General features: G+C 71.3%; 14 protein-coding genes. 4 read left to right on the top strand and 10 right to left on the bottom strand.

Going from position 1 to position 12303, the window contains the following annotated elements; genetic code table 11:
• Positions 1-809 (top strand): MFS transporter (locus tag ACQKIP_RS26180; protein ID WP_427744249.1); only part of this gene is annotated, 809 nt, incomplete at its 5' end.
• Between the two features lie 3 nt (positions 810-812).
• Here the strand turns inward: ACQKIP_RS26180 and ACQKIP_RS26175 are convergent.
• Both ACQKIP_RS26175 and ACQKIP_RS26170 read right to left on the bottom strand, forming a co-directional pair.
• Complete coding sequence (locus ACQKIP_RS26175) at positions 813-1790, bottom strand: ADP-ribosylation family protein (RefSeq protein WP_365863205.1); 978 nt, start codon at positions 1788-1790, stop codon at positions 813-815.
• An 18-nt stretch (positions 1791-1808) separates the two neighbouring features.
• Positions 1809-2345 carry a PadR family transcriptional regulator gene (locus ACQKIP_RS26170; RefSeq protein WP_365863207.1) on the bottom strand — a complete coding sequence of 179 codons (537 nt, stop codon included), beginning with the start codon at positions 2343-2345 and terminating at the stop codon, positions 1809-1811.
• 108 nt (positions 2346-2453) lie between these two features.
• Here ACQKIP_RS26170 and ACQKIP_RS26165 point away from each other — a divergent pair, with 108 nt between their 5' ends.
• On the top strand, positions 2454-3830 hold the full coding sequence (locus tag ACQKIP_RS26165) for an MATE family efflux transporter (protein WP_365863209.1): 1377 nt from the start codon (positions 2454-2456) through the stop codon (positions 3828-3830).
• Here ACQKIP_RS26165 and ACQKIP_RS26160 read toward each other — a convergent pair.
• On the bottom strand, positions 3805-4743 hold the full coding sequence (locus ACQKIP_RS26160; protein WP_365863211.1) for a hypothetical protein: 939 nt from the start codon (positions 4741-4743) through the stop codon (positions 3805-3807). The genes ACQKIP_RS26165 and ACQKIP_RS26160 overlap by 26 nt on opposite strands.
• Positions 4744-4782: 39 nt before the next feature.
• Positions 4783-6297, bottom strand: a complete 1515-nt coding sequence (locus tag ACQKIP_RS26155) for an MFS transporter (RefSeq protein ID WP_365863213.1) — start codon at positions 6295-6297, stop codon at positions 4783-4785.
• Between the two features lie 75 nt (positions 6298-6372).
• Here ACQKIP_RS26155 and ACQKIP_RS26150 point away from each other — a divergent pair, with 75 nt between their 5' ends.
• Entirely contained in the window at positions 6373-6762 is a 390-nt protein-coding gene (locus ACQKIP_RS26150) for a winged helix-turn-helix transcriptional regulator (protein WP_365863214.1), read from the top strand.
• A gap of 73 nt (positions 6763-6835) precedes the next feature.
• Here ACQKIP_RS26150 and ACQKIP_RS26145 read toward each other — a convergent pair whose 3' ends face one another.
• From ACQKIP_RS26145 to ACQKIP_RS26120, 6 genes are all read right to left on the bottom strand, one after another.
• Positions 6836-7648 carry an SAM-dependent methyltransferase gene (locus ACQKIP_RS26145; RefSeq protein WP_427744245.1) on the bottom strand — a complete coding sequence of 271 codons (813 nt, stop codon included), beginning with the start codon at positions 7646-7648 and terminating at the stop codon, positions 6836-6838.
• A gap of 80 nt (positions 7649-7728) precedes the next feature.
• Positions 7729-8151, bottom strand: coding sequence for an acyl-CoA thioesterase (locus ACQKIP_RS26140; protein ID WP_365863218.1), 423 nt, complete (start codon positions 8149-8151; stop codon positions 7729-7731).
• Between the two features lie 65 nt (positions 8152-8216).
• Positions 8217-8861: a hypothetical protein gene (locus ACQKIP_RS26135; protein ID WP_365863220.1), complete on the bottom strand. Its 645-nt coding sequence runs from the start codon at positions 8859-8861 to the stop codon at positions 8217-8219.
• 106 nt (positions 8862-8967) lie between these two features.
• Positions 8968-9873 carry a TIGR03619 family F420-dependent LLM class oxidoreductase gene (locus tag ACQKIP_RS26130; protein ID WP_365863222.1) on the bottom strand — a complete coding sequence of 302 codons (906 nt, stop codon included), beginning with the start codon at positions 9871-9873 and terminating at the stop codon, positions 8968-8970.
• Between the two features lie 137 nt (positions 9874-10010).
• Positions 10011-10595, bottom strand: a complete 585-nt coding sequence (locus ACQKIP_RS26125) for a TerD family protein (protein WP_361193094.1) — start codon at positions 10593-10595, stop codon at positions 10011-10013.
• Positions 10596-10664: 69 nt separating this feature from the next.
• A complete protein-coding gene (locus ACQKIP_RS26120) occupies positions 10665-11258 on the bottom strand; it encodes a histidine phosphatase family protein (RefSeq protein WP_365863223.1) in 594 nt (197 codons plus the stop codon).
• Between the two features lie 267 nt (positions 11259-11525).
• On the opposite strand from ACQKIP_RS26120, the gene ACQKIP_RS26115 reads away from it, so the two are divergent.
• Entirely contained in the window at positions 11526-12239 is a 714-nt protein-coding gene (locus tag ACQKIP_RS26115; protein WP_365863225.1) for a hypothetical protein, read from the top strand.
• Positions 12240-12303: the final 64 nt, after the last annotated feature.

Below are 12303 nucleotides of genomic sequence, written 5' to 3'. Positions count from 1 at the left end.
GGTCCTGGGGCTGGCGCATCCCGTTCCTGGTGGCGGCGCCGCTCGGCCTCATCGGTCTGTACCTGCGGCTGAAGCTCGACGAGTCGCCCGCATTCCAGAAGATGGCGGAGGCGGAGAGCGGACCGGCCGCCGAACGCCAGAAGAAGTCCTTCCGGGACTCCTTCGTCGGCCAGTGGCGGGCGATGCTGCTGTGCATCGCACTGGTCGCCGCGTTCAACGTCACCGACTACATGCTGCTCTCCTACATGCCGACGTATCTGACGGAGCTAGGCTTCGGCGAGACCGGCGGCCTGATGTCCATCGTGATCGTCATGCTGATCCTGATGGCGCTCATCAACTCCGTCGGCCGCCTCTCCGACCACATCGGCCGCAAGCCGGTCCTGATGGCGGGCTCGGTGGGCTTCTTCGTCCTGGCCCTGCCTGCCTTCCTGCTCATCAAGCAGGGCGGCACGGTCGCGGTCTTCACGGGCCTGCTCATCCTCGGTCTCGCCCTTGTCTGCTACCTGGGCGCCATGTCCTCGTCGCTGCCGGCCCTCTTCCCGACGGACGTGCGCTACGGCTCCCTGTCCATCGGCTTCAACGTCTCGGTCTCGCTCTTCGGCGGTACGACCCCGCTGGTGGTGGCGGCCCTGATCGGCGCGACGGGCAACGACTTGATGCCCGCGTTCTACACGATGCTCGCGGGTCTCGTCGGCATCATCGCGGTGGCCGCCATGAAGGAAACGGCCCGCAAGCCCCTGGAGGGCTCCCCGCCGTCGGTGGCGACGCCCGAGGAGGCCAGGGAACTGGTCGAGGCACAGCGCCTCTGACGCTTAGGGGCCCGTCGGCTCCAGGACGTCCACCTGCGGCAAGGAGCGGTGCCGGTGGTGGGCGCCTGCGATGCCCGCGAGGGCGGGGCGGCCCAGGGCGGCATAGGCCGCCGCGAGGAGTTCACCGGCGAGCTCCTCGCGGTCCGGGTCGCCTCCCGACGCCCAGTGCAGGTCGCGGCCCAGGACGAGGGCCTCGGCGGGATCGCCCGCCGCGCACCGGCGGCGCGCTTCCCGGACGCTCGCTTCCAGGGCCGCGGCGTCGTCGAACAGCTCGTACATGTACGTCGCGAACTTGTACGCGTCCGCGCCGTTGTGCGGGGGACGGTCGAGGGCGGTTCTGCCCGCCACGAGGGCCCCTGCGCCGTCCAGCGTCGTGACGCGGCCCGGGTCCACCGGCCGGCGCACGGTCTCGTACGCCTCGGTGTAGGCCAGGCCCACTTCGGTCCTGTCGCCGGTCTCCAGGGCGGTCAGCGCGTCGCGAAGCTGTCCCAGGCCGGACATCCTGGCGGCCGTGTCCGGGTCACCGAGGTCGTACTCCAGGTCGCGCCAGCTCCGTTCGACGAGGGAGCGCACCGCCTCCAGCGGGGTGGCCGCATGGGTGTCGATCTCGCCGCCGTCGTTGTTGTAATAGGACGCGACGCCCCGGCAGGTGCGGCCGTCGTCGAACCACAGGCCGAAGTGCAGTCCGTCGGAACCGCCGTGCATGAACGTCAGGAACTCGGGCGGATCGCGGTAATAACGGCCGTGCACGCGCACGTCGATTCCGTCGGACGCCCGGCGTCCGGCGTCCACGAACAGGTCCATGACGCCCATCGGGCTCACCATCAGATCCTGGAGCGCCTGCTTCCCGCCGGGCCCTGGAGACCCCAGGAAGTCCCGGAACCGGAAGACCGACTCGGGCAGTTCGAGCCCCCACTCCCGCCGGACCCGCTCTTCGACGGCAGCCCGGTCCGCCGGGCTCCCTGCCTGCTCACCGCTCATCGCAACCCCCGTCGCTCATCAAGATCCGCCGTTGCCCTCCAGCGTACTGATCGCCTCTGACAGCCACTTCTCCTCCTCCGTGCCGGTGGCGCGCGCGATCCGGAGCATGCCACGGCGGAACAGGTCGGGTGTCTCCTCCGCCGACAGCGGCCTGCCGTCGCGGTAGAAGAAGCTCGCCGGTGCGTCCAGGAAGGCCTGGCGGCGGCGGAGCACGGCGGCCTGTCCGGACCGGTCGGGGAGGTGGCGCAGGAACGCGAGGAGGGTGAAGAAACGCTGCCCGTCCGTGATCTCGGCGTCCTTGGGTTCCCGGAGGCGGGCAAGGAGTTCACCGCGCCCGGCCTCCGTGAGGGAGAGGATCCGGCGGGGCGCCGCGCTCTTGCCCGGCTCGGTGCGCTGCTCGACCAGGCCCGCCTTCACCAGACGGGTGATCGCCGGATAGAGCGCGCCGTCGCTCACGGGACGGATGTGACCGCTGAGGCCCTGGATGCGGGCCTTGAGGTCGTAGCCGTGCAGGGGCTCCTCGTAGAGGAAGCCCAGAATCGACAGCTCCAGCATGGAGTTGAGCCCTTCTCCCGTGTCTTTCCCTTGTCCGCCGCGCGTGGTTGATGCTATCTCTTTCCGCTGTACCTCGAATCGATGTACAGCGGAAAGAGGGGGGTCTCCATGGGGTCGACATCGCCACCGGCGGAACACCGCCGCCGGCTCGTGTCGCTCGCGTATCCGGTCTACTTCGAGCTTCTCGCCGGGGTCACGGCCGGGATCATCAACATGATCTGGGTGGCCCGGCTCGGCGGCGCCGCGGTCGCCGCGGTGGCCGTCGCGACGAACGTCGAGAATCTGCTGCTCGGCGTCATCCTCATGGCCGGGTCCGGTACGACGGTGCTCCTCGCGCGGGCCCGGGGAGCGCGCGACCGGGCGGCCGTACGCTCGGCGGTGCGCGGCGGCCTGGCGCTGTGGGCGCTGATCACGCCGGTCGTGGCCGTCGGCGGGTACCTGTGCCGGGAGCCGCTGGCCCGCCTGGTGCTCGGCGGAGGGGAGAGCGACGCCCTCGCCCTCGCGACCGGCTACTTCGCGATCGCCCTGCCGGGCACGGCAGTGTACTTCGCCACGAACGTCGTCGACGGAATCCTCAAGGGCGCGGGCGACACCCGCACCCCGATGCGGCTCGCCCTGCTGGCCAACGGCCTGATCCTGGCCCTGGATCCGCTGCTCATCACGGGCCTCGGGCTCGGCGTGCGCGGGGCGGCGATCGCCACCCTGCTCGGCCGGTCGGCCGCGCTGCTCTGCGGTCTCGTCGCACTGTGGCGCCATGACGTGCTGCGGGCGGCCTTCGAGGAGAGGGGGAGCGCGAGGCGCCTTGGCGCCGACGCGCGCAGGACGGCGGCGACCGGCCTTCCCATGGCGGCGGACTTCGTCGTACGGATGGCGGGCGCGCTCGCCCTGGTCGCGGTCGTCGCCAGGATCGGCGTCGCGGAGGTCGCCGCGTACGGCATCGCGACCAAGGCGATGTATCTGGCGACGATGGCCTTCTACTCCGTACGCCAGGCCGCCGCCATCCACACCGCCCACCTGCTCGGCGCCGGACGCGACGAGCGGCGGGCCATCGGGCGCCAGGCGCTGTGCGTCGCCGGGGTCCTCGGCCTCACGGCCGCGCTGCTGCTGCTCGCCGCCGGGCCGTGGACCATGCGGGGCTTCGGCGCCGAGGGCGAGGTGGCCGGTGCGGGGGCCCTGTATCTGCGCTGCCTGGGGCCGTACTTGGTGCTGCTCGCCTGCTTCATCGCGCTGGGCGGGGTGTTCGAGGGCAGCGGCGGCAGCCCGGCTCTCGTCCGCATCACCGCGGGGGGAGTGGCGGTCCAGTCGGTGCTCGCGTACGCCCTGTCGGGGAGGGGCCTGCCGGGCATCTGCCTGGCCATGGCGGGGGCCATGGCCCTGCAGTGCGCGGCGCTCGGCCGCCTCTGCCGGCGCACGGAGCAGCGGTCGGCGCGCCGGGCGGAGCGGGCTCCGGGGTCCGGAGTCAGTCGCAGAGGCGGGAGGTGGTGACGGAGCCGCCCGCGTTCTCGTCGTCCGTGCCGAGAGCGGCCCGGTGGGTGCCGGGCAGGCAGTGCAGGGCCTCGATCTTGTGGCCCTTGAACTTCTCCAGCAGCTTCGGCGACTCGGCGAGCGAGAGCCGCACCGCGCCCGCGCGGCTCACGGACAGCTTGCCCGCGTCGCTCACGGCGGAGTCGAACGGCCCGTCGTCCCCCGAGTCCGACGCGGAACTGACCAGCACCCGGCCCGACTTGGTGACGTCGATGTCCGAGACGTGCCGGACGTCCCCCGACGGATAAGGCGCGCGGAACGCCGACTTCTTCACCTTGCCGAACTCCGCCTCGCCGTAGGAGTTGAACGAGAACGGCGCCGAGTAGACCACCGACGGACGCTTCTTGCCCGCGCCGCGGTCCGCCCACAGGGCGGCGAGCTTTCCGTTCTGCGAGGTCAGCGAGAAGCTCTCGAAGTTGTCGCCCGTGCCGATCGCGGGGAGCGGGGCGATGTCGAGGACCTCCACGGCCTCTCCGGCATCGGTCAGCTTCACGTGGTAGGCCAGCCCGCGGCTGGCCACGGCCACGAACTCGTCGGACGTCCCCGGCACCGCGTCGAGCGCCTCCAGGTCCACGGGCTCGGGGCCGCCGCGCCAGGTTATCGGCGAGACCTCGGGCGCCCGGCCGGGACGGTAGGTGGCCTCGGCGACGCGGTTCTCGCCGGGCTTCTTGTTGTCGCGTACGACGAGGGTGTGCAGCGTCCCGCCCGACCGGGAAGTGACCGTGAGGCCACTGACGCCGGACTTGATGTCGCTCCCGATCTGAACCCACGGGTCGGTCGCGGGCTTCGGCTGAGCCGTCGACGGGCCGGCGCCGAACGCCACGGCGGCTCCCGTGCCCAGAGCGACGATTGCGGTCAGAACGGTCTTGCGCATGGTCGGATGCCTCTCGCTCGATGTGCGACGCGCGTAGATTCACGGCTGGCCGGACCGTAGTTGCCCGGCCGTGGTGAGGGCAAGCGAGGGGGTCCCGGCGGCCCCCGCCCCGCGCCCCGGCCGCAGCAGCGTCGCCGCCAGGACGAAGCCCGTCGCCGCGATGCCCGTGGCCACCCAGAAGGCGAGGCGGTACCCGTCGGCCGTGGCCTCCGCCACGCTCCGCCCGCCGTCCGCGAGCAGCCCCTCCGTGCGGCCCGCCGCCAGCGTGGTCAGGACGGCGAGGCCCAGCGAACCGCCCACCACCTGAGTGGTGTTGAAGAGCCCGGAGGCCAGCCCCGCGTCCTCCTCGCGCGCCCCGGACATCGCGAGCCCCGTCAGAGCGGGCATCCCCGCGGCGAACCCGGCGCCGAGCAGCACCATCGAGGGGAACACGTCGACGGCGTACGAACCGTCGGCGGGCAGCCTGCCGAGGAGTGCGAGGCCGGACGTGATGAGGACGAGGCCCGCGAGCAGCGACCGGTAGGGGCCGAAGCGCCCGATCACCCTGGCGGACAGGCCCAGCATCAGGACGCCGATGATGACGGGCGCGGGCAGGAACGCGAAGCCGGTCTTCAACTCGCCGTAGCCGAGCACGCGCTGGAAGTAGAGCGCGCCGATGTACTGGAAGCCGAACATGCCGGCGATCATCAGGATCTGTACGGCGTTGGCGCCGGTCAGCGTGCGCGAGCGGAAGACGCGCAGCCGCACCAGGGGCCGCGCCGTCCGGGCCTGGCGTACGGCGAAGGCGGCGTACAGGGCGAGGGAGAGGGCGGCGAGCGCGAGGGTCACGGACGTCTCGTGCCCGGCGGAGCCGACGATCGTGTAGACGGTGAGCATCAGCGCGCCGGTGATGAGCGCGGCGCCGGGATAGTCCGCGCCCCCGGCGAGGCCCGTGCCGCGGTCGTTCGCCAGGACACGCACTGCCGCGACGAGTGCGAGGGCCCCGATCGGCAGATTGATCAGGAAGATCCAGTGCCAGGTGAGGGCCTCGGTGAGCGCGCCGCCCAGGAACGTGCCGATCGCACCGCCCGCCGCGCCGACCGCGCTGAACACCGCGATGGCCTTGGCCTGTTCGCGCGGTTCGGGGAAGAGCGCCACGAGCATGCCGAGCACGACCGCCGAGGTCATCGCCCCGCCGACCCCCTGCACGGCACGCGCCGCGATCAGCAGCCCCTGGTCGGTGGCGACTCCGCACAGCGCGGACGCCCCGTTGAACACGGCAAGGCCCGAGACGAACATCCGCTTGCGGCCGATGAGATCGCCGAGCCGTCCCGCGAGCAGGAGCAGCCCGCCGAAGGCGATGAGATAGGCGTTGACCACCCAGGCGAGGCCCGGCGCCGAGAAGCCGAGATCGCTCTGGATCGCGGGCATCGCCACCGTCACGATGTTGCCGTCGATGATCGTCATCAGGAGCCCCGAGGACAGGACGGCGAGCGAAGTCCGGCGCGAGCGTGGTGTATTGGGTCGGTTCCCGACCCCGGAAACATTGGCATCGGACACGATGAAAGCCTCCATGAACTGCATAGGTGCACGACTTGTAACGGGGCTCATCGTGCGTGACCATGAAGTCGGGGAGAAGGAGGAACTTCAATGTCCCAAGGGAACACCGGTGTTACGTCCCAGGTGGTGAACGCGCAGGCGTGCCCCATGCGGGAAGTTCTTGACAGGGTGGTGGGGAAATGGAGCATCCCGATCCTGGTCGCGGCGGCCCACGGGCCCATCCGCTTCACCGAACTGGAGCGCAGCATCGAGGGCATCAGCCGCCGCATGCTGACCCTGACCCTGCGGAACCTGGAGCGCGACGGACTGCTCACGCGCACGGTGTTCCCGACGGTGCCGCCGAAGGTCGAGTACGAACTGACGCCGGTGGCGCAGGAATTGCACGGCACGCTGCTGACCCTGACGGGGTGGGCGGAGCGGCACCGGGTGACGATCGCGCAGTCACGGGCGGACTATGACGAGAAGCGGGGGCTGGTGTAGGCCCGGGGTCCGGGACCGCACCAGCCCCCGCCGCGCCGGGCGCGCGGATGGGCGCCCGGACCGTTGCGGACGGTTACGGCTTGCGGGCCACCGCGCCGTACGCGTCGACCGGTGTCGTGTCCTCGGTTTCCGGACGCCACCGGGTGACCTGGGAGACGCCGGGCTCCACCAGGTCGAGACCGTCGAAGAAGCCGCCGATGTCCTCGACGCTGCGGACGTGATAGGGGATCGCGCCGCTCTTGTTGTAGGCGTCCGATGCCGCGATCATGCCCGTGCTGGTGGCGGTGCTGTCGCTGATCACGAGATAGCTGCCGGACGGCAGGCCCGCCATGAGTTGCGCCACCAGATCGCGCGCCTGCTCGTAATCGGCCACGTGGCCAAGGGTGTTGAGGATCATCAGGGCGACCGGCCGGGACAGGTCCAGGGTCGCGCTCGCGGCCTTGAGGATCGCCTTCGGGTCGTAGAGGTCGGCGTCGATGTACGCGGGGACGCCGTCGGGAGTGGAGGTGAGCAGCGCGCGGGCGTGGGCCAGGACGAGCGGGTCGTTGTCCACGTACACGATGCGGGATTCGGGGGCCGCGCGCTGGGCCACCTCGTGGGTGTTGTCGGCGGTCGGCAGGCCCGTGCCGATGTCCAGGAACTGGCGGATGCCCTGTTCCGTCGCGAGGTGGCGGACCGCGCGGCCCAGGAACTGCCGGCTCAGCCGCGCCACGTCGACGAGGCCGGGGTGAATTCCCTTGATGTGGTCGCCCAGTTCGCGGTCCTTCTCGTAATTGTCCTTGCCGCCCACGAAGTAGTTCCAGAAGCGCGCGGAGTGCGGCGTGCTGGTGTCGATACGCGCGCGTATGTCCGCGGCCGCCTCGGCTTGCGGGTCCTGGTCCGGCACGGGGGCCTCCTGTGGGTGAGCGGGCCTGCTTATTACTTGAAAGAACGATCACCTGCCAATCTAGTTCCCGCGGCGGCCGCTCAGAGGCCGATCACGGAAGGGTCGTCGGCCAGTGCCCTGAAGTACTGGCGCGGGTCGCTCACCATCTGCCGTTCGCCGAGGTCCAACAGGCCGCCGACGGAGTGCAGTTCCGCGGCCTTCGTGCCGTCCGCCTTGCGGATCAGCTGCTCGATGCGGAACGTCTTGCGCTCGCCCCAGACGAACGTGCAGGTGACCTCCACCTCGTCGCCCGCGCGCAGTTCGCTGAAGTAGCGGATGGTGTTCTCGAGGGCGACGGGACCGACCCCCTTGGCGAGCAGGTCGGCCTGCTCGATGCCCGCCGCGCGCAGCACGGACCAGCGGGCGTGCTCGGCGTACTGAAGATAGACGGCTTGGTTGAGATGACCCTGGGAGTCCGTCTCGTACCCACGGACGCTGATGCTCACGGAAAAGGGCTCCGCCACGACATTCCTTCCGGCGATTCGACTCGGTGTTCGTCATGATTGTTCCGCGGTTGCCGCCCCGGTGGTCATCCCCTCCTGGGCGAGGCGAGGAGATACCGCTCGCCGCGCGCCCGCTCGGCGTGTTCGCTGACCTGCCACCCCGCGGCCTCAAGCGCCGCCGCGCACGCCCGCAGCCCCTCCGGAGCCACGTCACGTACGGCGACGGCCTCGGGCTGCGGTGTCTCGCCGACCCGATACCCCTCGGGCCCCGGCGGGCAGCCCGCGGCCTCCAGGGCCAGCGCGGCGGCCTGCACCAGATGCGTCCGCTCCCAGCCGCAAGGACGGTCCCGCGCGCCGTCGGGGTTGGTCATGCGGCGCATCTCGAGAAGCCCCTCCCAGGCACTGCGCACGTCACGTGCGCGGGCCGGGCTCCCGGCGCCCGGCGGCGGTATGGGCTCGGCGCCGGTGCGGGCGGCGAAGAGACCGGACTCGGCGGGAGGAGCGGCCGGGGGAGGGCCGGGAACCCCGGCGGCGGGACCGCCCGCGCCTTCTTCCCGTACGCGATGACCCGTGGGCGTCAGGAAATAGGCGTGCGGCGGCCGGGGGTGGCGGAAAGCGAGGCGGTGGCGCACGAGTGCCGCCAGCTGTGCCTCGCTTCCCGCGAGACGGCCCGTCGCCGGGTCCGCGGCCTCGATGATCCGCCGCTGGGCGGCCGTCGGAGGCTTCGTCATGAGCCCACCTCTTTCCCAGGTCATGCTGCCTGGTTCCGATGGTGCCCCGCGCCACTGACAACGGCCGCCGGACGCCGGTCGTCGTCAGTGGCGCGGGGTTGTCGGCTCAGCGGATCGTTCCCGTGGCGGGGTCGACGACCTTTTCGGCGACGAGCTCAAGGGTGCGCCGGTCGTCGTCGGCGGTGCCGCGCTCGCCGGGGGTGCCGGGGTAGGTGTCGAGCAGGACGTCCGTGGCGCCCAGCTCCGCCAGCGTCTCCAGGTCGGCGCGGAGCTGGTCGACGCTGCCGTGCCCGAGGGGACGGTCCGCGGTGTCCGGCTGCGCGGTGAGCCGGAGCTGGAGGCGGGGCACCAGGTCCGGCACGGGGCGCCCGGCTGCCCCGGCCTCCGCGGCGATCCGGGGCAGCGCGTCGTGCAGCACGTCGAGCGTCGGCATGAACGGGTGCCAGCCCTCGCCGAGACGGGCCGCGCGACGCTGGGCCGCGGGGGAGTTGCCGCCGACCCAGACGGGCAGCTGCGCCGCGGGCAGCGGAGCGTTGTGGATGCCCTCGTAGGAGACGTAGCGCCCCTGGAAGGAGGTGGTCTCCTCGGTCCAGGAGGCGCGTATCGCGGCGAGGTATTCGTCCGTGATGGCGCCGCGCTCGTCGAAGGGGACGCCGAGGGCGTCGTACTCGGCGCGGGACCAGCCGACACCGGCGCCCAGGATGAACCCGGCGTCGTTCAGCTGGTCGATGTTGGCGGCGAGGCGGGCGGTCTGCAGCGGGTGGCGGTAGGGAATGACCGTGATCGTCGTGCCGAGCCGCAGTCCCGGTACGCGGCCCGCGAGGTGCGCGGCGAGCACGAACTGGTCGTAGAACGGGGCCGGATAGACCGAGTGCACGTCAGGGGTGACCGTGATGTGGTCGGAGATCATCGCAAACCCGAACCCGAGGTCACGGGCGTCGGTCGCCTGCCGGACGAGCGAGTCGGGGGTGGTGCCGGAGCCGAAATTGAGGAGGTTAACGCCGTATCGCATGGCGGCAAGTCTTGATGATCTTCCCGTCCCGTGTCGAACCGGGCCGGGACCACGACCGGGCCGGCCGGTGTCCCGGCCGGCTAGGACACCGCCCACGTGCTCACCCGGACACCGGCCACGTGCTCCCCGGACGCCGACTACTTGCTCATGGCGAAACGCATCAGGGCCTGCTCGTCGCCCTGCTTGATCTTCCCGGTCTCGTTGATGACCTGGAGCTTCCAGGTCGCGCCGTCCCGGATCGCCTTGGCCACGGCGCAGCCGTTGTCGTTGGTGAGCAGGCTCGGCCAGATGTCGGCGACCTGCTGGGTGCTGCCGCCCGTGGCGTCGTACACCTTGAAGCTGATGTTGCGCGCGTTCTGGAAGGCGCTGCGCTTCTTGTACGCGGCGGCGACGAACACGATGGCCGTGATGTTGTCCGGCACGCGCGCGAACTCGACGGTCACCGTCTCGTCGTCGCCGTCGCCCTTGCCGGTCTGGTTGTCGCCGCTGTGCACCAGCGAGCCGTTGCCCAGCGGGTCGAGGGAGTCGAGACCGGCGAGGCGCACCGGGTCCGCGCCCGCCATCGCGATGGCGATCAGGTCGAGGTCGGTGCCCGCCTTCTGGCGGAGCTTGCCCATCAGGCCGCCGCTGCTGCCGACGGTGGGGTCCCAGGACACCCCTATGGACAGGTGGGTCACTCCGCCGAGATCAGCCGGTCCGTCTTCCTTCTTGAGCGTGATCATTCGTGATCCTTCGTGATGGTGAGAGTGCTATATGGGACAGAGTGTGCCTGGTTTTACGGGCGGATGTTCTTAAGGACGGATGTTCCAGCTCGCCACCACCGGGCGCCCGTGCTCCGTACTGAGGCGGCAGACGGTTCCCGTCGCCAGCTGGAACAGCGCTCCTCCCGACGCGGGCAGTCCCAGGCGACGGGCCGTCAGGACCCGCAGGAAGTGGGAGTGGGCGAAGAGGACCACGCTGGACTCGTAGTTGGCGAGCGCCGCGTCGACCTTGGCCAGCATCCGGTCGGCCCGCTCGCCGACCTGCTCCGGGGTCTCGCCGGGATGCTCGGTGGGGCCCGCGGCCACTCCGTCCCTGAAGAGATACCAGTCGGGGCGGGTGCGGTGGATCTCCACCGTCGTGACCCCCTCGTACGCCCCGTAGTCCCATTCGCTCAGGTCGGCATCCACCCGGGCGTCCGGGAAGCCGGCCAGCTCCGCCGTCTGCCGGGCCCGCCCCAGGGGGCTGGTGAACGCCGCCCCGATCCGGAACCTGCCGACCAGCGGTGCGAGCCCTTCGGCCTGCTCCCTGCCGTTCTCGGTGAGCGGGATGTCCGTCCAGCTGGTGTGCTGCCCCGTCAGGGACCACTGGGTCTCGCCGTGCCGGACGAGGAGCAGGTCACCCATGGTGAACCGCCGTGGTGGGAATACGCGCTTCGGTGGTCATGTCTCCTGATCCTGCTCCAATGTCACGACATTGCCCAAGCTACGCCGCCGCTGCGCACGCGCGTGCCGCAGCCCCCGCCCCGGCGGGACCAACTGCTTCAGTTGCCCACCGCGGGTCCCCTTCCGGGTGATCCGGTCGGCAGGTTGCCTGCCCCGTGCGGATCGCCGCACTCATGATCGCGAACGAGAGTCCGCAGCTCGCGGGCCGCTGATCAGGGAGCGCGAACCGTGAAGTTCTCACCGCGTACGGCCACCGCCGTCCTTGCCGCCTGCACGGCCTTGGGCCTGCCGCTGGCAGCGCATCCCGCCGGTGCCGATGCGCCGCCGCCCGTGGACAAGACCATTCCCAAGACCGCGCTGCCCGCCGCCGCGGCGTTCCTCGGCGACAAGGACGCCGACCTCGGCGAGGCCGTCGCCTACTGCCAGAACGCGCCGGACGCCTGCACCTTCACCGCCGACCGGCGGACCTACACGTACCACGAGAAGGCGCGGGTCATCGGCGAGGCGTACGCCAACTGCACCCGCGGCACGCTGGAGCGCGAGCGGACCGTCAGCTTCCGGGACGACGCGTTCGACAGCGTGAACCAGGCGCAGGACGGCCTGTTCCCGCACCGGACGCTGGCGCACCCCAAGGCCGGCAGCGCGATGGCCGAGCAGTTCGAGAGGGGAGTGGAGCCCGAGCCCGGCAGGTGGACCTGGACCAGGACCGAGAAGAGCACGGTCGAAGTGGACGTCAAGCCCGGCGAGACGTCCTGGGTGGAGGTCCAGCCCGCCCGGAAACGGGTCTACGGATCGTTCCGCGCCGCGAGCCCCGACGCGCCGCCCTTCCGGATCGACGTCATCGTCGACAGCCCGGCCGCCGCACCCGCGAGCCGGGTCTACCAGCGCACGGGCAAGATGACCGCCGCCGAGAAGCAGCGGTGCCGGTCCGCCCGGTCCTAGAGCACCCCCGGACGCGCCACGGCGGCCGGCCCCGCAAACCCGGGCCGGCCGCCGGCGTGGTCGA

It is taken from the genome of Streptomyces sp. NPDC059900 (assembly GCF_050270335.1).
Taxonomy (GTDB): domain Bacteria; phylum Actinomycetota; class Actinomycetes; order Streptomycetales; family Streptomycetaceae; genus Streptomyces.
Note: the sequence above shows the minus strand (reverse complement) of the source record. Positions and strands in the feature narration are given on the sequence as shown.